At 58.8% G+C, this 18,936-nt stretch carries 24 protein-coding genes; 6 read left to right on the forward strand and 18 right to left on the reverse strand.

Translation table 11 applies throughout. The features are described 5' to 3' along the window. Window positions 1-15: 15 nt before the first annotated feature. From thiO to F7R06_RS21265, 7 genes are read right to left on the reverse strand one after another with little or no spacing between them, the layout of a single operon-like run. Window positions 16-1,116 (reverse strand): glycine oxidase ThiO, encoded by a 1,101-nt coding sequence (gene thiO, locus F7R06_RS21235; protein WP_090325259.1) that lies wholly within the window; start codon window positions 1,114-1,116, stop codon window positions 16-18. Window positions 1,117-1,173: 57 nt separating this feature from the next. Beyond that, window positions 1,174-1,575, reverse strand: coding sequence for a type IV pilin protein (locus tag F7R06_RS21240; protein ID WP_090325261.1), 402 nt, complete (start codon window positions 1,573-1,575; stop codon window positions 1,174-1,176). 14 nt (window positions 1,576-1,589) lie between these two features. After that, window positions 1,590-2,006: a hypothetical protein gene (locus F7R06_RS21245; RefSeq protein ID WP_090325263.1), complete on the reverse strand. Its 417-nt coding sequence runs from the start codon at window positions 2,004-2,006 to the stop codon at window positions 1,590-1,592. Beyond that, a complete protein-coding gene (locus tag F7R06_RS21250; protein WP_090325265.1) occupies window positions 1,993-2,472 on the reverse strand; it encodes a pilus assembly PilX family protein in 480 nt (159 codons plus the stop codon). Before F7R06_RS21250 ends, F7R06_RS21245 begins: the two co-directional genes overlap by 14 nt. Before the next feature lie 11 nt (window positions 2,473-2,483). Beyond that, entirely contained in the window at window positions 2,484-3,197 is a 714-nt protein-coding gene (locus F7R06_RS21255; protein WP_090325267.1) for a prepilin-type N-terminal cleavage/methylation domain-containing protein, read from the reverse strand. Next, window positions 3,194-3,643 (reverse strand): type IV pilus modification protein PilV, encoded by a 450-nt coding sequence (pilV, locus tag F7R06_RS21260; RefSeq protein WP_090325269.1) that lies wholly within the window; start codon window positions 3,641-3,643, stop codon window positions 3,194-3,196. The genes F7R06_RS21255 and pilV overlap by 4 nt, the downstream gene beginning before the upstream one ends. Then, a complete protein-coding gene (locus F7R06_RS21265) occupies window positions 3,640-4,113 on the reverse strand; it encodes a GspH/FimT family pseudopilin (protein WP_090325271.1) in 474 nt (157 codons plus the stop codon). Before F7R06_RS21265 ends, pilV begins: the two co-directional genes overlap by 4 nt. 130 nt (window positions 4,114-4,243) lie before the next feature. Between F7R06_RS21265 and F7R06_RS21270 the strand changes: the two genes are divergently transcribed. Further along, window positions 4,244-4,795 carry a GspH/FimT family pseudopilin gene (locus F7R06_RS21270; RefSeq protein WP_090325273.1) on the forward strand — a complete coding sequence of 184 codons (552 nt, stop codon included), beginning with the start codon at window positions 4,244-4,246 and terminating at the stop codon, window positions 4,793-4,795. Here the strand turns inward: F7R06_RS21270 and ispH are convergent. From ispH to ribF, 5 genes are all read right to left on the reverse strand, one after another. Further along, on the reverse strand, window positions 4,764-5,711 hold the full coding sequence (gene ispH / locus F7R06_RS21275; protein ID WP_090325275.1) for a 4-hydroxy-3-methylbut-2-enyl diphosphate reductase: 948 nt from the start codon (window positions 5,709-5,711) through the stop codon (window positions 4,764-4,766). The genes F7R06_RS21270 and ispH overlap by 32 nt on opposite strands. Window positions 5,712-5,852: 141 nt before the next feature. Continuing rightward, window positions 5,853-6,290, reverse strand: a complete 438-nt coding sequence (fkpB, locus tag F7R06_RS21280; RefSeq protein ID WP_174552507.1) for an FKBP-type peptidyl-prolyl cis-trans isomerase — start codon at window positions 6,288-6,290, stop codon at window positions 5,853-5,855. Between the two features lie 7 nt (window positions 6,291-6,297). After that, a complete protein-coding gene (gene lspA / locus F7R06_RS21285) occupies window positions 6,298-6,810 on the reverse strand; it encodes a signal peptidase II (RefSeq protein ID WP_090325278.1) in 513 nt (170 codons plus the stop codon). Then, on the reverse strand, window positions 6,803-9,634 hold the full coding sequence (ileS, locus tag F7R06_RS21290; RefSeq protein ID WP_090325281.1) for an isoleucine--tRNA ligase: 2,832 nt from the start codon (window positions 9,632-9,634) through the stop codon (window positions 6,803-6,805). The genes lspA and ileS overlap by 8 nt, the downstream gene beginning before the upstream one ends. After that, the gene (gene ribF, locus F7R06_RS21295; RefSeq protein WP_162493941.1) at window positions 9,635-10,585 is read right to left on the reverse strand and encodes a bifunctional riboflavin kinase/FAD synthetase; all 951 of its coding nucleotides are present in this window, start codon (window positions 10,583-10,585) and stop codon (window positions 9,635-9,637) included. Here ribF and F7R06_RS30795 point away from each other — a divergent pair. Beyond that, window positions 10,502-10,768 carry a hypothetical protein gene (locus tag F7R06_RS30795; protein ID WP_162493932.1) on the forward strand — a complete coding sequence of 89 codons (267 nt, stop codon included), beginning with the start codon at window positions 10,502-10,504 and terminating at the stop codon, window positions 10,766-10,768. The two genes, ribF and F7R06_RS30795, sit on opposite strands and share 84 nt — an antisense overlap. Here the strand turns inward: F7R06_RS30795 and murJ are convergent. Beyond that, complete coding sequence (gene murJ, locus F7R06_RS21300; RefSeq protein WP_090325285.1) at window positions 10,715-12,253, reverse strand: murein biosynthesis integral membrane protein MurJ; 1,539 nt, start codon at window positions 12,251-12,253, stop codon at window positions 10,715-10,717. The genes F7R06_RS30795 and murJ overlap by 54 nt on opposite strands. 252 nt (window positions 12,254-12,505) lie before the next feature. On the opposite strand from murJ, the gene rpsT reads away from it, so the two are divergent. Beyond that, a complete protein-coding gene (gene rpsT / locus F7R06_RS21310; protein WP_007970922.1) occupies window positions 12,506-12,784 on the forward strand; it encodes a 30S ribosomal protein S20 in 279 nt (92 codons plus the stop codon). A 124-nt stretch (window positions 12,785-12,908) separates the two neighbouring features. Here the strand turns inward: rpsT and F7R06_RS21315 are convergent, their stop codons facing one another. The 5 genes from F7R06_RS21315 to rplU form a co-directional block, all read right to left on the reverse strand. Continuing rightward, window positions 12,909-13,373 (reverse strand): CreA family protein, encoded by a 465-nt coding sequence (locus tag F7R06_RS21315; RefSeq protein ID WP_090325287.1) that lies wholly within the window; start codon window positions 13,371-13,373, stop codon window positions 12,909-12,911. Between the two features lie 12 nt (window positions 13,374-13,385). Further along, window positions 13,386-14,504, reverse strand: coding sequence for a glutamate 5-kinase (gene proB / locus F7R06_RS21320; protein WP_090325289.1), 1,119 nt, complete (start codon window positions 14,502-14,504; stop codon window positions 13,386-13,388). A gap of 134 nt (window positions 14,505-14,638) precedes the next feature. Next, complete coding sequence (gene cgtA, locus F7R06_RS21325) at window positions 14,639-15,862, reverse strand: Obg family GTPase CgtA (protein ID WP_090325290.1); 1,224 nt, start codon at window positions 15,860-15,862, stop codon at window positions 14,639-14,641. Between the two features lie 195 nt (window positions 15,863-16,057). Then, on the reverse strand, window positions 16,058-16,315 hold the full coding sequence (gene rpmA, locus F7R06_RS21330) for a 50S ribosomal protein L27 (RefSeq protein WP_003281574.1): 258 nt from the start codon (window positions 16,313-16,315) through the stop codon (window positions 16,058-16,060). A gap of 35 nt (window positions 16,316-16,350) precedes the next feature. Continuing rightward, the gene (gene rplU, locus F7R06_RS21335; RefSeq protein ID WP_007950961.1) at window positions 16,351-16,665 is read right to left on the reverse strand and encodes a 50S ribosomal protein L21; all 315 of its coding nucleotides are present in this window, start codon (window positions 16,663-16,665) and stop codon (window positions 16,351-16,353) included. Window positions 16,666-16,905: 240 nt separating this feature from the next. Here rplU and F7R06_RS21340 point away from each other — a divergent pair, with 240 nt between their 5' ends. From F7R06_RS21340 to F7R06_RS21355, 3 genes are all read left to right on the forward strand, one after another. Beyond that, complete coding sequence (locus F7R06_RS21340; RefSeq protein WP_090325291.1) at window positions 16,906-17,874, forward strand: polyprenyl synthetase family protein; 969 nt, start codon at window positions 16,906-16,908, stop codon at window positions 17,872-17,874. 202 nt (window positions 17,875-18,076) lie between these two features. Next, window positions 18,077-18,418, forward strand: a complete 342-nt coding sequence (locus F7R06_RS21350) for a zinc ribbon domain-containing protein YjdM (RefSeq protein ID WP_090325292.1) — start codon at window positions 18,077-18,079, stop codon at window positions 18,416-18,418. Between the two features lie 197 nt (window positions 18,419-18,615). Then, window positions 18,616-18,873, forward strand: a complete 258-nt coding sequence (locus F7R06_RS21355) for a PA4570 family protein (RefSeq protein WP_090325293.1) — start codon at window positions 18,616-18,618, stop codon at window positions 18,871-18,873. The last annotated feature ends 63 nt before the right edge of the window (window positions 18,874-18,936 follow it).

The following is an 18,936-nucleotide window of genomic DNA, read 5'->3' on the forward strand; positions in this document are numbered from 1 at the left end:
GCTCTTGTACTGGCCTCAGATCCGCCCGGTCGGCGCATAGGGGGCAGGATCAATAATCGGCTCACGCCCCAGCATCACATCAGCAAACAACTGACACGACGCCGGTGCCAGTACCAGCCCGTTACGGTAGTGCCCGCAGTTGAGCCACAACCCCTCAAAACCCGGCACCCGACCAATGTAAGGAATGCCCTCCGGCGAGCCTGGGCGTAACCCGGCCCAATGCCCCACCACTTCAGCATCCGCCAACGCTGGAATCAGCTCCACCGCCGACGCCTTGAGGCTCTCGAGGGCCGATTCGGTCGGGGTCTTGTCGTAGCCTTCATGTTCCAGGGTGCTGCCAACCAGAATGTGCCCGTCGCGCCGCGGAATCGCGTAACGCCCCTTGGCCAGCACCATGCTCGGCAGAAAGTCAGCCGCGCACTTGTAGAGAATCATCTGACCCTTTACTGGCTCGACCGGCAACGCCAGTCCGAGGCCCTTGAGCAAGTCGCCGCTCCAGGCGCCCGCCGTCAGGACCACTTGATCCGCATGGACACTCCCTGTCGAGGTATGCACGCCAACGACTGTATCGCCTTCACGGATAAACCCGCTGACTTCGCATTGCTCGTGGATCGTCACGTTCGGCAGCGCCAGCAACGCCGCCCTGAGCGACTTCACCAGGCGTGGATTGCGCACGTTGGCCACATCGGCCATGTAGATCGCCCGTGAGAAACCGCCACCGAGCACTGGTACCGCATCGTGCGCCGCCGAGATATCCACAGCCCGTAACGGACGGTTCTCCCGCGCAGCCCAGGCCAGCGCCTCGGCCTCGTCATCCAGATCCAGCCAGTACAGACCGGTGATATGCACCTCGGGATCAACCCCGGTGGCAGCAAACAGGCGCTCACCCAACTGCGGATAAAAATCCTGGGACCAATGGGCCAGTGCCGTGACCGCCGGGCTATAACGCCAAGGATAAAGCGGAGAAACGATCCCGCCGCCTGCCCAGGATGATTCCTGGCCCACGTTCGAGCGATCCAGCAGCACAACGCTCTGCACTTCGGACGCGAGATTGAATGCCGTCAGCAGACCGATTACCCCGCCGCCGACAATCACCACTTGCTGTTGCCTGGTCATGTTCTGATCCAACCGATAAATAGACAGTGGACGCAAAGGGGCGTCCGAAAAGGAAACTCAGCGACCCCAGCAATCCTTGGTGGTCAGGCCGGCCGTGGCGTTGACCATGCCACGGACACCGGTATTGGTCATAGTGAAATCTCCGCACTTGTCCGCAGCCATGCTCGTACCAGGCTTGCGCACTGCCGTCAGCAGGAAAGTCTGATCAGTCAGGGTCGGGGTAATGGTGTAGTAGTCGTTGCCGGCGCTCAGACCGGTGGCATCGGTGTAGACATTCTTTTGCGAATAGAAACGCTCAAGGATTTGTGCCTGCTCGGTCAGCAGACTGGCTATTTCGGTCCGGCGGCCCTTGTTCAGGTATTCGGTGAAACTCGGGGCAGCAATGGTCATGACAATCCCGATGATCGCAATCACGATCATGATTTCGATCAGGGTAAAACCGCGGTTGGATCTGTGCATGCCTCAACTCTCACTTACTGTATTTGTCGCCACATGATGCGACGGCTGCCGCCGACGGATTTTTCCAGCCCGGGGGTGTCGTCGCCAGTGGATTCGTGCGCAGACGCGCCATTGTCATCGGCGTCCGGGGTCGAACTCTCTCCGATGAAGGTCACGCCGTTCGAAAGCCTATCGTTGCTGTCGACCACGCCATCGTCGTTGCTGTCGAGCATCTTAGCGCTGATCGCCTCAGGTAGCTTGAGGCAGACGGGTATCAGGCCATGATTGTTGCGATAGAAACCGTACCAGTTGCCATTGGCCAGACAGGTTCGCCGGTCCAGTGCCGGTGAATCCGGCAGCGTGATGGCCTGGGCCGGCACCGACAGGTTCAGCGCTACGATGACACCGCACAGCAGCGGCGAGAACCTGGCAAGTCGCTCAGTACTTGGCATAGATACTCTCCACCACACTGCGAGAATACCCCGCGATGCCTACCGCCGTTATCCGATACAAGGTTGCCTGTGTATTGATCGGCACATTCACGGCGTCGCGGGTGACGCCGATGTTTTGCACGCCATAAAAGCCCTTTCCCGACGCCACCCACATCACTCCGGAGGTGGCGTTGAAACCCGCAGAGGTAATGGTCGACGACTCGGCCGGTGGCGCGCATTGAAGGCCACCGCTGCAAACCGGCAGCGCATAACTGTCCCGCCGAACAGCACTCTCGCCCACTCGCAAGGCAGCCTCGGCGCCTTGAAACGACTGATTGCGCAAGCTCACGCTACCGGCCATTTTTTCCTGCAAGGTGGCGTTCTGCATCGAAGAGACACCTATCAGCGTCAGCAACAACAGGAATATCAGACTGACCAGCAACGCCATGCCACGCTGGCGAAAAGAAATCACGGATGAAAAAATCATCGCCCTTCCTTTCATGGCAAGCGATTGCGCAGAGCGGCAACCACGTTGAAGGTTTGATCGCTCACCCGATGGTGAGGATCGAAGAACGTCAGGCTCAGCCGCACGCTGCGAATGCGCGCCGGATCAGATGGATTGCTGCTATAGCTGGACGCGGCGATATCAGTAGCCGAGCTGGCAATGCCGAAGCTCACGTCGAAGGCTTTGACGTTATCCACCAGCGTCTGCCGGCGCTGCGCGCCACTGCCAACGGCAATCGTCAGCTGATCATTTCTCAAGCCATAGGCTATGCGCCGGATCGGAAATGCCAGTTGGCCTGGACCAGGCGAACGCGACTCGCTGTAAGCCTTCGCACTGGTCCGACAATCGGAGACCACGGTCCATGTCGGCGTTCCACCGTTACTGCCGACATCCGCCGTGACCAGCGTCAGGCTTTGGCTGGCATTGTCCCAACTGATCGGTGTTATCCGGCTGGCACTGAAATCACCCGCCGAACTGTCCGCGGTAATGGTCTCCAGACAGCCGAACATGCCGACCGTACGGATTTCCTGAATCATTTTGCTCAGCACGAAACGCGCATCTTCCTGCATGGCTGCGGCGGCGTCCTGACTGACGTAGGTGTTTTTGGCGGCGATGAACACCTGCACCACACCCAACACCACAACCAGGCTCAACGCCAGGGCGATGAGCAATTCGATCAGACCGAACCCTCGACTGGATCCCTTCATGGCGTGACCACCGGGTCGGCAGTGGCTCGGCTGCTCAGAACGAAGCTGCGACGGGAATCGGCGTTGTTGGCGGCCCGCGAGTCGTCCCAGTTAATGGTGATGGTATACACGCCCTGATTGAGGCTGATGTTGCCGGTCGCAGTGGCGCCGCCAAAACTGATGATGTTGCGGGTGAAATCGTAGAGATCCTGGTCCCGGGCGACGTTCAGATTGCCCGAGGTCGGTGGCGTAATGGTGTAGTCGGCAGCAGCGTTGGCGCGAATGCGGTCCATCATGTCGTAGGCGATAAAACTGGCCTGGCTGGTCATGCGCGCGCTGTCCGTGTACTTGAGCGCATTCAACTGCAGTGCTGCCGCCCCCAACAGACCCACACTCAGAATCAACAAGGCAACCAGGACTTCGATCAGCGTCATGCCCTCCTGTGCAGCTTTGCTCCATTGCCTCATCCGCAACTTCCACCCAATAGAATTCGTCCGTTCAAACACAGGTTCAGCGTCCTGTTTTGCCTGCCCAATACATAACTGATCACCACCGCGGTGGACGGTGATGCCAACCCTCCCAGATTGTTGAAATCGATGGCCGACACACCCGAGGTTAGCGTCAGAGTCGCGTCACTGCTCATTGCCGGCACAACCCGCAATACATTCGCCGGCGTGCCGATACCGTCATACACCGACAACTCCCCGGTCCATACGCTGCCATCCATTGTCGGGCGCACGCGAGTGGTCACGCCGCGATTGATTGCCTCCAGTCGCGCGAAGTTCAGGACTCGTCGCAGATCACCGATCTCGGTATCGGCCCTGGTGATTTGCGCCGAACGCGTAAACGCAGGTACAGCCAGGGTGATCAGGGCCAGAAAGATCGCAATCCCCACCAGCAATTCCAACAACGTGAAACCATTTGAACGATGTTCCATCGGTGCCCTCTGCTGCCATTGGCTATACCTGCAATTGCTCGCCAGAGCATGCGACCGCCAAAACCCGGTTGCACCGCCATCGCCCGCGCACGGATCGCTCGGGTGAGAAAACTTCAGGGAGGGAGATGTCATGCATCAGCGCGGTTTCAGCCTGATCGAACTGCTCATGGGACTGACAATTGTCGGGATTGTTCTGCACCTGGTCAGTCCGGCGTTTGCGGCACTGTCAGAATCGGCCTATCGCGAGGAGGCAGCGAAGTCACTTGCCAGCGGCATGCGTAGTGCAAGAGTTGCCGCGATCACACGAAACCAGTCTGTCGTCATTCACGGCATAAACGATGACTGGAGCCAGGGCTGGCGAATCGTTCTGGATGTCAGCGGCAAGGGACATGAAGACAGCAGTAATCCGCTACTGATGGAGCATCGCAGCGGAACCCGAGTGCCGGTGTTCGGCAATCAACATCTCAGGACGTCGATTCGCTTCAGCCATTTGGGCGAACCAGTGAAAAAAGGTTTGCAATCGGGGACATTACACGTCTGTGCCAGCCGCGAACCGGTGAGCCGGCACCAGGTGGTGCTGGCGTCCAGCGGCCGCGTCAGCCTGCGCAGCGAAAAAGCTGAACAGGCATTATGCGCAGGAGGGAGCGGAATCAGAGCAGGGAACGAACGCGCAACTCTTTAGGCATAGAGAACGTGATGTTCTCCTCGCGACCGGCCAGTTCATCAGCACCGGTAGCCCCCCAGGCTTGCAACTGCTGGATCACGCCACGCACCAGGACTTCCGGTGCAGAAGCACCGGCCGTGATGCCGATGCGCTCGACGCCATCAAACCAGCTTTTTTGCAGGTCTTCAGCACCGTCAATCAGGTAAGCCGGGGTCGCCATGCGTTCGGCGAGTTCACGCAGGCGATTGGAGTTGGAGCTGTTGGGACTGCCAACCACCAACACGACATCGCATTCGTCGGCCAGTTGTTTGACCGCATCCTGACGGTTTTGCGTGGCGTAGCAGATGTCGTCCTTGCGAGGACCACCGATGGCCGGGAAACGCTTGCGCAGAGCGTCGATGACACGGCTGGTATCGTCCATGGACAGGGTCGTCTGGGTGACGAATGCCAGTTTCTCGGGGTTGCGCACTTGCAGTTCGGCGACGTCCTTTTCATCTTCGACCAGATAGATCGCACCACCATTGCTGGCGTCGTATTGCCCCATGGTGCCTTCGACTTCCGGGTGGCCGGCGTGGCCGATGAGAATGCATTCGCGACCGTCGCGGCTGTAGCGCGCCACTTCGATATGCACCTTGGTCACCAGTGGGCAGGTGGCGTCGAACACTTTCAGGCCCCGGCCGGCCGCTTCAGTGCGAACGGCTTGGGAAACACCATGGGCACTGAAGATCACGATCACATCGTCCGGCACCTGATCCAGTTCCTCGACGAAAATCGCCCCGCGCGCGCGCAGGTCTTCGACGACGAACTTGTTATGGACCACTTCGTGGCGCACGTAGATCGGCGGACCGAAGACTTCCAGTGCGCGGTTAACGATTTCGATCGCGCGGTCCACACCGGCGCAGAAGCCACGGGGGTTGGCGAGTTTGATTTGCATGCTGTGCCTCGTGTCTTACGCGCGAAAATTCAGATTGTCACAACTCACTGTAGGAGCTGGCTTGCCAGCGATGAGGCCATTGGATTCACCGCGAGGCCTCAAGGCCTCTTCGCCGGCAAGCCGGCTCCTACAGAAAGGCGTTTACAGCGCTTTGACGGAAATGATTTCCACGTCAAAGGTCAGCGTCTTGCCTGCCAGCGGGTGATTGAAGTCGATGGTCACTTGCGTGTCGTCGAACTCTTTCACCACACCTGGCAATTCAGTATTGGCCGCATCGTTGAAGATCACCAGCAAGCCTGGAGACAGCTCCATGTCCTGGAACTGCGAGCGCGGAATGACCTGTACGTTTTGCGGATTGGGCTGGCCAAAGGCGTTTTCCGGCTCGATGCTCAGATTACGCTTGTCGCCTGCCTTGAAACCGAACAATGCCGCCTCGAAACCTGGCAACAGGTTGCCGTCACCGACCTTGAAGGTCGCCGGGGCCTTATCGAAGGTGCTGTCCACCGTATCGCCATTCTCCAGGCGCAATGCGAAATGCAAGGTGACTTCCGTGTTCTGGCCGATGCGTTGCTCAGCCAATACCTGTTCAGTCATGAACGGCTTCTCCGGTTTTCTTACTTTTGAACATATCCAGTGCCAGCATCACGGCACCGACGGTAATTGCACTGTCGGCAAAGTTGAACGCCGGGAAATACCAGCGGTTCTGCCAATGCACCAGGATGAAATCGATCACATGCCCCAGGGCAATGCGGTCATACAGATTGCCCAACGCACCACCGAGCACCAGCGCCAGGGCGATTGCCAGCCAGGTTTCGTTACGTCCCAGGCGTTTGAGCCAGACCACCAGCACCGCACTGACTACCACAGCGATCAATGCAAACAGCCAGCGCTGCCAACCGGAGCTGTCAGCCAGGAAGCTGAACGCCGCGCCAGTGTTGTAGGCCAAGGTCCAGCTGAAGTAATCGGGGATCACCACGATTTGCTGGTACATTGCAAGCTTGCCTTCAAAGTAGAACTTGCTGGCCTGGTCGATGACCAGGACCAGCAAACTCAACCAGAGCCAGCTCAGCCGTCCGAAACGGCCAACGGCATTAGGCATAGTGGCGAACCTCGCCAGCGCCGCTGATGTTGTCGACGCAACGACCGCAGATCTCCGAATGCTCCGGATTCACGCCGACGTCTTCACGGCAGTGCCAGCAACGGGCGCACTTGGCGAAGGCCGACTTGACGATTTTCAACTTCAAGCCGCTCACTTCGGTGACCACGGCATCGGCCGGAGCCTGCACGAATGGTGCGACGCTGGCGGTGGAGGTGATCAGCACGAAACGCAGTTCATTGCTCAATTTGGCCAGGTCAGCGCTTAGTGCGTCTTCGGCGAACAGCGTCACTTCGGCCTGCAGGTTGCCACCAACGGCTTTCGCCGCACGCTGGATTTCCATCTCTTTGTTGACCGCAACCTTCACTTCCATGATGCGATCCCAGTAGGCGCGACCGAGCTCGAAACCTTCCGGCAGTTCGCTCAGGCCTTCGTACCAGGTATTGAGCATCACCGATTCGTTACGCTCGCCCGGCAGGTATTGCCACAGTTCGTCAGCGGTGAACGCCAGGATCGGCGCGATCCAGCGCACCAGCGCTTCAGAGATGTGGAACAGCGCGGTCTGGCACGAACGACGGGCCTTGCTGTCGGCGCCTGTGGTGTACTGGCGGTCCTTGATGATGTCCAGGTAGAAACCGCCCAGCTCCTGCACGCAGAAGTTGTGGATCTTGGAGTAGACGTTCCAGAAGCGGTATTCGCCGTAATGCTCTTGCAACTCACGCTGCAGCAGCAAGGTGCGATCCACGGCCCAACGGTCCAGTGCCAGCAGTTCTTCGGCTGGCAGCAGGTCGGTGGCCGGGTTGAAGCCGGTCAGGTTCGAGAGCAGGAAACGCGCGGTGTTACGAATACGCCGGTAGGCGTCCGCACTGCGCTGCAGGATCTGCTCGGAAACCGCCATTTCGCCCGAGTAATCGGTGGACGCGACCCACAGGCGCATGATGTCGGCACCCAAGGTGTCATTGACTTTCTGCGGTGCGATCACGTTGCCCAGGGACTTGGACATTTTGCGACCGGACTCGTCGACGGTGAAACCGTGGGTCAGCAGCTCGCGGTACGGCGCGTGGTTATCGATGGCGCAACCGGTCAGCAACGACGAGTGGAACCAGCCGCGGTGCTGGTCCGAACCTTCCAGGTAAAGGTCGGCACGTGGACCGTTTTCATGGCCCATCGGGTGCGAACCGCGCAGGACGTGCCAATGGGTGGTGCCCGAGTCGAACCAGACGTCCAGGGTGTCGCTGATCTTGTCGTACTGCGGCGCTTCGTCACCGAGCAACTCGGCGGCGTCCAGCTTGAACCAGGCCTCGATGCCTTCGACTTCGACGCGTTTGGCGACTTCTTCCATCAGTTCGACGGTACGTGGGTGCAGCTCACCGCTTTCCTTGTTCAGGAAGAACGGGATCGGCACGCCCCAGTTGCGCTGACGGGAGATACACCAGTCCGGACGGTTGGCGATCATCGAGTGCAGGCGCGCCTGACCCCAGGCCGGAACGAACTTGGTGTCTTCAATGGCTTTGAGCGAGCGCTGGCGCAGGGTATCGCCGGTGGCCGGCTGCTTGTCCATGCCGATGAACCACTGCGCGGTGGCGCGGTAGATCAGCGGAGTCTTGTGGCGCCAGCAGTGCATGTAGCTGTGTTCGATAACAGTGGTGTGCAGCAGCGCACCGACTTCGGTCAGCTTGTCGACGATGGCCGGGTTGGCCTTCCAGATGAACTGGCCGCCGAAGAACTCCAGCGAAGTCGCGTAGACGCCGTTGCTTTGTACCGGGTTGAGGATGTCGTCGTTGACCATGCCGTATTTCTTGCAGGTCACGAAGTCGTCGACGCCGTAGGCCGGTGCGGAGTGAACCACGCCGGTGCCGGCGCCCAATTCCACGTACTCGGCCAGATAAACCGGCGACAGGCGGTCGTAGAACGGGTGACGGAAGTTGATCAGCTCAAGGGCGGAACCGGTGGCGGTGGCAATCACCGAGCCTTCCAGCGAGTAGCGCGCCAGGCACGACTCGACCAGCTCTTCAGCCAGCACCAGCAGTTTGTCGCCGACGTCGACCAGGGCGTAGTTGAATTCCGGGTGAACGTTCAGCGCCTGGTTGGCCGGAATGGTCCACGGGGTGGTGGTCCAGATCACGATCGAAGCCGGTTTGGCCAGCGATGACAGACCGAACGCGGCAGCCAGCTTGGCTTCATCGGCAATCGGGAAGGCCACGTCGATGGTCGAGGACTTCTTGTTCTCGTACTCGACTTCCGCTTCGGCCAGGGCCGAGCCGCAATCGAAGCACCAGTTCACGGGCTTGAGGCCCTTGAACACGAAACCACCCTTGACGATTTCAGCCAGGGCGCGGATCTCACCGGCCTCGTTCTTGAAGTCCATGGTCTTGTACGGGTTGGCGAAATCGCCCAACACGCCCAGACGGATGAATTCGGATTTCTGGCCTTCGATCTGCTCAGTGGCGTAGGCACGGCAGAGTTCGCGGGTCTTGTCCGCGCCCAGGTTCTTGCCGTGGGTCACTTCGACTTTGTGCTCGATCGGCAGACCGTGGCAGTCCCAGCCCGGAACATAAGGCGCGTCGAAGCCCGACAGGGTCTTCGAACGGATGATCATGTCCTTGAGAATCTTGTTCAGCGCATGACCGATGTGAATCGTGCCGTTGGCGTACGGAGGACCGTCGTGCAGTACGAACTTCGGACGATCCTTGCCAATCTCGCGCAACTTTCCGTACAGGCCAATACTGTCCCAGCGCTGCAGAATCTGCGGTTCGCGCTGTGGCAGGCCGGCCTTCATTGGGAAGGCGGTGTCCGGAAGGTTTAGCGTGGCTTTATAGTCGGTCATTTAAGGCTCTTCATTAGCGATTGGCGCTAGGTGCGACAGGGCACGGGCGGCGGCGACATCCGCATTGATCGCCGTCTTAAGCGCCTCCAGAGAGGCGAAACGCTGCTCTTCACGCAGCTTTTGGTGGAAAACCACCGTCATACGCCGGTCATACAGATCGCCGGCAAAATCTAAAAGATGTACTTCGAGGTGGGCTTTGCCATCTCCCTGGACCGTAGGTCGAACGCCGATGTTGGCGACGCCGGGCCAGGTCTTGCCGTCGAGGTCGACGCTGACCAGGTAGACCCCGGTAAACGGCACGCGACGGCGCTTGAGTTGAATGTTGGCCGTTGGCGTACCCAACTGACGCGCCAGTTTCTGGCCATGCAGCACGCGACCGGCAATCCGGTACGGGCGACCGAGCAGACGTTCGGCAAGGGCAAAATCAGCAGCAGCCAGCGCATTACGCACCTGTGTGCTGCTGACGCGGATACCGTCAAGCTCGACAGTCTGCGCCGCTTCGACGGTAAAGCCCTGCGCGACGCCGGCCTGTTGCAGGAAATCGAAGTCGCCTACCCGGTCACAGCCGAAACGGAAGTCGTCGCCGACTTCAAGATGCTGCACGCCCAGGCCATCCACCAGAATGGTATCGACGAACTCGCTGGCGCTGAGCTTGCTCAGACGCTGGTTGAAGGCGAGACACAAGACCCGGTCAACGCCTTCGGCAGCGAGCAGTTGCAGTTTGTCGCGCAGACGGGCCAGACGGGCCGGCGCCGTATCCGGCGCGAAAAACTCGCGCGGCTGCGGCTCGAAAATCACCACGCAGCTGGGCACGCCCAACTCCAGCGCACGCTCACGCAGTCGCGCCAGGATAGCCTGGTGACCACGATGTACACCGTCAAAGTTGCCTATAGTGGCGACACAGCCCCGATGCTGGGGGCGCAGATTGTGGAGGCCTCGAACCAGCTGCATAACGCGCTTCTTGCTCATAAAGTGGTCGATTATAACCACACCCGGCGGCCGACGACAGGCAACACCGTATCCCAAAGTGATCAAGCCGACAAAAACGTCGGCCCGCCCATGTTTACCGAGGCCCAGGCCTCAGCTCAATGCCTTGCGATTGAAGTCGCGCAAGCGGAAACCCATCAACACTAACATGCCGAAATACGCCACCACACCAGCGACCACCAATGCCCCCAGGCGCAGAAACCGTTCGAGCATATGCCCTTGATCCCAGGCGGGCATGAAGTGCATCGCCCCCAACAGCACCCCTGACATCACCGCCACCGCGATCACCAGCTTCAGGCCGAACTTGGCCCAGCCCGGTTGTGGCTGGTACATCTGCTGCTTGCGCAGTTGATAGAACAACAGCCCGGCATTGATACAGGCACCGGCGCTGATCGCTAGCGCGAGACCAGCGTGAGCCAACGGACCGATCAGCATGAGGTTGAACAGCTGAGTGACGATCAGGGTAAAAATTGCGATCTTTACCGGCGTGCGGATGTTCTGTTGCGCATAAAAGCCCGGCGCCAGCACTTTAATCACAATAATGCCGAGCAACCCGACCGAATAGGCGATCAGCGCGCGCTGGGTCATGGCAGCATCAATCGCATTGAATTGACCGTACTGGAACAGCGAAACCGTCAATGGCTCGGCCAGAATCCCCAACGCCAGGGAGCAAGGCAGCACCAACACGAAGCACAGGCGCAGGCCCCAGTCGAGGATTCGCGAATATTCATGGCGATCCTTGTTGGCGTAGGTCTTGGCCAGGGTCGGCAGCAGAATTGTACCCAATGCAACGCCCAGCACACCGGAGGGCAACTCCATCAAACGGTCGGCGTAGTACATCCAGGACACGGAACCGGCGACCAGGAACGAAGCAAAAATGGTGTTGATGATCAGCGAGATCTGACTCACGGACACCCCGAGAATCGCCGGCAGCATCTGTTTCATGACTCGCCAGACGCCGGTATCACGCAGATTCAGGCGCGGCAGCACCAGCATTCCGATTTTTTTCAGGTGCGGCAGTTGATACAGCAACTGCGCCAGCCCCCCGGCCAGTACCGCCCAGCCGAGCGCCATCACCGGCGGATCGAAGTACGGCGTCAGGAACACCGCAAAGATGATCATGCTGACGTTCAGCAGGGTCGGTACAAAGGCCGGCACCGAAAAGCGGTTCCAGGTGTTGAGGATCGCGCCCGCCAGCGAGGACAGGGAAATCAGCAAAATATAGGGAAAGGTCACCCGCAGCAGACTGGAAGTCAGCTCGAATTTTTCTGGCGTATTGGTAAAACCCGGCGCAGTCACCCAGATGACCCACGGCGCGGCAATCATCCCCAACGCGGTCACCAGGGCCAGCACCAGCGTCAGCAGACCCGAGACGTAAGCAATGAACGTTCGCGTCGCCTCCTCGCCCTTCTGGCTTTTATATTCGGCAAGAATCGGCACAAAAGCCTGGGAGAACGCGCCCTCCGCGAAGATACGCCGCAACAGATTGGGCAATTTGAAGGCAATGAAGAAGGCGTCGGTCGCCATTCCCGCGCCAAAAATACGCGCAATGAGGGTGTCACGAACGAAGCCCAGGATCCGGGAAAGCATCGTGATAGAGCTGACGGCGGCCAACGATTTGAGCAGATTCATTGAAAGAGTTTGTGCCTGTCGATAAACAGCAGGCGAACTACGCGCCTACTTATGCGATACTCCGCGCCGCAACAGCACAGAGCCAAAGCTCGCGAGTTTACAGGTCAAGCGCCGGAAATAAATATCCCGCCACTTCATACCTACCACTTAGCGGAACGTTTCAAGCGCCCTTGACAAGACTTCTCTTCATCGGCATGATTCGCGGCCTATTTTGTTTGCTATTTCCTAAAAAGTCTTTCGAGGAGCTCGACGGTGGCCAACTCACCTTCCGCCAAAAAACGTGCAAAACAGGCTGAGAAGCGTCGCAGCCACAACGCCAGCCTGCGTTCCATGGTTCGTACCTACATCAAGAATGTAGTTAAGGCCATCGACGCAAAAGACGCTGCTAAGGCACAAGCTGCTTACGTTCTGGCTGTGCCAGTTATCGACCGCATGGCCGATAAAGGCATCATCCACAAGAACAAGGCTGCTCGTCATAAGAGCCGCCTGAATGGCCACGTCAAGGCCCTGAACGTTGCCGCTGCTGCCTAAGCGACACGCTCATTAAAAAACCGACCTCAGGGTCGGTTTTTTATTGTTTGCGATTTGATGAATTCGACGCTTTAAAAAATGCGGGAGCGGGCTTGCCCGCCCCCACAGTTTGATTTGCGTGGAATTACCGGGCGTGCGTCCAAGGAAGAATCGGAATCGCTGTGACGGCATTCTGCGGACTACCCTCGATCAAGCGGTCGCTGTACACCAGATACACCAGCGTATTGCGCTTCTTGTCGAGAAAACGCACCACCTGCATGGTCTTGAAGACCAGCGAAGTGCGCTCCTTGAAGACTTCATCGCCATCCTTCAACTCACCTTTGAAGCTGATCGGCCCGACCTGCCGACACGCAATCGAAGCCTCGGCGCGATCCTCGGCCAATCCAAGGCCGCCTTTCACACCGCCAGTCTTGGCACGGGACAAGTAGCAGGTCACACCATCGACCTTGGGATCATCAAATGCCTCGACCACAATCCGGTCATTGGGCCCTACGAACTTGAACACCGTCGACACCTGACCGATTTCCTCGGCCGAAGCCAATAACGGCATCGCCAACAACAATCCCAACAATCCTTTTGCCACGCGCATTCAGGTATTCCTTCAGACCAGAATCAGGTTATCGCGGTGAACCAGCTCCGGCTCCGCCATGTAACCCAATAGACCGACAATCGCCTCGGACGACTGACCGATGATTTTTTGTGCTTCCAGCGCACTGTAGTTGGCTAGGCCACGGGCGATTTCACGACCGTCCGGCGCCACGCACACCACCATCTCGCCGCGACGGAAGCTACCCTGAACCAGCTTGACCCCGACTGGCAGCAAGCTCTTGTTGCCCTGGGACAGAGCCGTCACCGCCCCTTCATCCAACACCAATGTGCCACGGGTCTGCAGATGCCCGGCCAGCCACTGCTTGCGCGCCGCCAGCATGCCGCGCTCAGGCGAGAGCAAGGTACCGATGCGCTCACCCGCCTTCAGGCGATCCAGCACGCGCTCAAGGCGCCCGCCAACGATGATCGTATGGGCACCGGAACGCGCCGCCAGACGCGCCGCGCGCAATTTGGTCTGCATGCCGCCGCGCCCCAGCGCACCACCGGTACCACCCGCCACTGCATCGAGCGCCGGATCATCGGCACGCGCTTCGTAAATCAACTGGGCATCGGGATTGTTGCGCGGGTCGGCGTCAAACATGCCATCGCGATCGGTCAGGATCACCAGCAGATCCGCCTCGACCAGGTTGGCCACCAGCGCCGCCAACGTATCGTTGTCACCGAAACGGATTTCGTCGGTCACCACGGTGTCGTTCTCGTTGATCACCGGAATAACCTTCAGCTCCACCAGCGCACGCAAGGTACTGCGGGCATTCAGGTAGCGCTTGCGGTCGGACAGGTCGTCGTGGGTCAGGAGAATCTGCGCAGTGTGCCGGCCATGCTCGGCGAAGCTCGATTCCCAGGCCTGCACCAGGCCCATCTGGCCGATTGCAGCGGCGGCCTGTAGCTCGTGCATTGCACTGGGTCGCGCCGTCCAGCCCAGACGGCTCATGCCGGCCGCCACGGCCCCGGAGGACACCAGCACCAGCTCGACTCCAGCCTCATGCAAGGCCACCATCTGCTCAACCCAGACACCCATTGCCGCGCGATCCAGGCCCTTGCCGTCCGCCGTCAGCAAAGCGCTGCCGATCTTCACGACCCAACGCCGCGCACCTGTCACCTTGCTCCGCATCATCTTCAACCTTAGCTTGAGGGCAGCGCGACCTGGCACTGCCCATGACGTTATTCGTGGCTATTCGCGACCCACTGATTTCCAGATACCAAAACGCCGCTCAATTGAGCGGCGCTTAAGTTTATCGCAACGGATCAGTCACGCACGTAAATGATTTCCGGACCGTCTTCGTCATCCACGTCTTCTTCGTCCCAATCATCGTCGCCGATGTCGTGGACCGACTTCACGCCGCTGCGACGCAGGGCACGCTGATCGTCCAGCGCTTGCAACTGGGCACGCGCCTCATCTTCGATGCGCTGATCGAGGTCGGCCAACTCTTCCTTGTAGGCCGGATCGTTAGCCAGACGATCAGCACGATCCTCCAGATAACGCATGATGTCGTGGCACAAGCGCTCGGTGTTTTGCTTGGCGATGGCCGAGATCACATAGACCGGACCGGCCCACTCCAGGCGATCAACGATTTCTTTGACGCGCGCATCATGCTCTTCTTCAAGAATCTGGTCGCACTTGTTCAGGATCAACCAACGATCACGCTCTGCCAGGGACGGGCTGAACTTGGTCAGCTCGTTGACGATGACTTCAGCGGCGTCTGGAGCACTGGTGTCATCCAGCGGCGCCATATCGACGAGGTGCAGCAACAAACGGGTACGCGACAAGTGCTTGAGGAAGCGAATCCCCAGACCAGCACCATCGGAAGCACCTTCGATCAGACCCGGAATGTCCGCGACCACGAAGCTCTTCCAGCGGTCAACACTGACCACACCGAGGTTTGGCACCAGCGTGGTGAACGGGTAGTCGGCAACTTTCGGCTTGGCCGCCGAGACCGAACGGATAAAGGTACTTTTGCCTGCGTTTGGCAAGCCCAGCAGCCCCACGTCCGCCAGCACTTTCATTTCCAGCTTGAGATCACGCTGCTCGCCCGGCTTGCCAGGCGTCGTCTGGCGTGGCGCACGGTTGGTACTGGACTTGAAGCGAGTGTTACCCAGACCGTGCCAGCCGCCATGGGCCACCAGCAGCTTCTGACCAGCCTTGGTCAGGTCGCCAATCACTTCCTGGGTTGCGGAATCGATCACGGTGGTGCCGACCGGTACGCGCAGAACCAGATCCTCACCCTTCTTGCCGGTGCAATCAGTGCTGCCGCCGTTGGAGCCACGCTCGGCATCGAAGTGCCGGGTATAACGGTAATCCACCAGGGTATTGAGGTTTTCGTCGGCGATCATGTAGACCGAGCCGCCATCACCACCATCACCACCGTTCGGACCACCGTTTTCGATGAATTTTTCGCGCCGGAAACTCATGCAACCGTTACCGCCGTCGCCGGCCTTTACTCGAATCGATACTTCATCAACAAACTTCATAACACAACGCCTCTCGCCATACGGACGAGCCGAAAAACACTAAGACATAAGACTCTTGCAAAAATGAGCGCAGCGACCTCAATCAACGACCGCACAAACCAGCGCCGGCAGCCCATACAAACAGTTTTGCAAGAGACTCACCCCACAAACGAAAAAGCCCCGTCGCGAGACAGGGCTTTTCCAGCGATCGCGCAATTAAGCTGCGACTACGCTCACGTAACGACGACCGAAGGCGCCTTTTACTTCGAACTTGATCACGCCTTCGACTTTAGCGAAGAGAGTGTGATCTTTACCCATGCCAACGCCGTAGCCAGCGTGGAATTGGGTGCCGCGCTGACGCACGATGATGTTGCCTGCTTTGATAGCCTGGCCGCCATACATCTTCACGCCAAGGCGTTTGGCTTCTGAGTCGCGACCGTTACGGGTACTACCACCAGCTTTTTTGTGTGCCATGAGTTCAATTCTCCTAGTGAGGAATTAGGCTGTAATTAAGCCTGAATACCGGTGATTTTGATCTCGGTGTACCACTGGCGGTGGCCCATACGCTTCATGTGGTGCTTACGGCGACGGAACTTGATGATGCGGACTTTATCGTGACGACCTTGGGAGATCACTTCAGCCACAACGGTAGCGCCAGCAACAACTGGAGCGCCGATATTCACGTCGTCACCGTTGGCAACCAACAGAACGCGATCAAAGGTAACGGATTCGCCGGTAGCGACTTCCAGTTTTTCGATCTTCAGGTATTCACCTGGGGCGACTTTGTACTGCTTGCCGCCAGTAACGATTACTGCATAAGACATGGTATTTCTCCGATAATCCTGCTCACCCAGCTCTTTATAAGAAGAGGTATTGGCTGGCATGGCTGCATAGGGCTGGAAGGCCCGATTGCAATTGCGTAAGGCAGGTGCTGCCCAGGAAGTTCAGGGTGCGCGATTGTACGCAAGGCACGAGCGCCTTGCAATAGGCCGTCCATCGCGCCTTGACACCTGCCGACGTGGGTCCTAGCATGCCGCGCAACCCTTCTGGAGCAACTGTCGCTGATGCAACCCCAAGCTTTTTACCGCGCGGTGGCGGACGATTTTAGCGCCGTCGACGGCATCATCAAGAAGCAGCTGACTTCCCGAGTGCCGCTGGTATCGAAAATCGGCGATTACATCACCTCGGCCGGCGGCAAACGCCTTCGTCCTTTATTAGTGCTGCTGTGCGGCAAGGCCCTGGGTCGCGAAGGCGATGACCTGCGCCTGCTGGCAGCCACCATCGAATTCCTGCACACCGCGACCCTGCTGCACGACGACGTGGTCGACATGTCCGGCATGCGCCGTGGCCGCTCGACCGCCAACGCCATGTGGGGCAATGCTCCCAGCGTGCTGGTGGGCGACTTCCTGTATTCGCGCTCCTTCGAAATGATGGTCGAGCTGGGCTCCATGCCAGTGATGAAGATCCTCTCGCAAGCCACCCGCATCATCGCCGAAGGCGAAGTGCTGCAGCTGTCCAAGGTCCGTGACGCCAGTACCACCGAAGAAATCTACATGGAAGTCATCCGTGGCAAGACCGCGATGCTCTTCGAGGCCTCGACCCACAGCGCCGCAGCCCTGTGCGGAGCCACGCCGGAGCAGGCCGAAGCCATGCGCACCTTCGGCGATCACCTGGGAGTAGCCTTCCAGCTGGTCGACGACCTGCTGGACTACAAGGGCGATGCAGAAGCCCTGGGCAAGAACGTCGGTGACGATCTGGCCGAAGGCAAGCCGACCCTGCCCCTGATCTACACCATGCGCGAAGGCACGCCGGAACAGGCGGCACTCGTGCGCAAGGCGATCCAGAAAGGCGGTATCGAAGACCTGGAAAGCATCCGCGAAGCGGTGGAAGCCTCGGGCTCCCTGGAATACACCGCGCAACTGGCCCGCGATTACGTGGCCCGCGCGATCAAATGCCTCGAGGCGCTGCCTGCCAGCGAGTACCGCGATGCCCTGGTCGAGCTGAGTGAGTTTGCGGTCGCCCGCACGCACTGACACCACTGCAAAACACTGTGAGCGAGCTTGCTCGCGATAGCGTCCTTTCAGACAACAACAATGTTGAATGTAAGTACCGAATCGCGAGCAAGCTCGCTCCCACAGGTTTGTTCCTCACAGGTTTTCCTGCGCTGTGCCCTCTCCCGCCTAAAACCCTATACAATGTGCGCTTTTTAGCGATCCTGAATCCAAAGGAGCCTTAGTGAGCACGTTGCCACCCTGCCCGAAATGCAATTCCGAATACACCTACGAAGACGGCGCCCAGCTGATTTGCCCCGAGTGCGCCCACGAATGGTCCGCCAGCGGTGAAGCCGAAGCCACGTCCGATGACACGGTCAAAAAGGATTCGGTCGGCAATGTCCTGCAGGACGGCGACACCATCACCGTGATCAAGGACCTCAAGGTCAAGGGCACGTCCCTGGTGGTCAAGGTCGGCACCAAGGTCAAGAACATCCGCCTGTGCGATGGCGATCACGACATCGACTGCAAGATCGACGGTATCGGCCCGATGAAACTCAAATCCGAGTTCGTCAGAAAAGTCTGATTCCGCTGTATGCCATCCCGCGCCCAGCGTGGGATGGTGCTTCGCCCTCCCTCGTCCCGCCCTCTCTGGCAATGGCCAGACGCCAGCCGTGTTGACTTGCGCACTCTTTGCCCGGGAAAAACCACAATCCGTCGATAGACGCTTGCTATTTAATTAATAAGAATTATTCTCATCAAGCCAATCAATGGAGGTGAGACATGACTTATTTAATCGATGCGTGGCTGGATCGCCCACACCCTTACCTTCGAATCCTGCATCGGGAAACCGGGGAAGTCTGTGCGGTGCTTGAAGAAGAGGCCTTGAGCGAACTGCAGGATCAGGGCGACCTGGACTTCAATGGCCTGAGTTGCAGCGAGCCGCTGGTACTGAAGGAGCTGGTGCGTAATCTGTTTCTGTTCTGCTATGCCCGAGCCTTGCGCCCGACCAGTGAACCGCACACAAAAATCGAAGTATGAAATACGTAAAACACTGTAGGAGCGAGCTCGTTCGCGATGGTTGTTCTGACAACGCGGGCATTC

This window comes from Pseudomonas moorei (genome assembly GCF_008801475.1).
GTDB lineage: Bacteria > Pseudomonadota > Gammaproteobacteria > Pseudomonadales > Pseudomonadaceae > Aquipseudomonas > Aquipseudomonas moorei.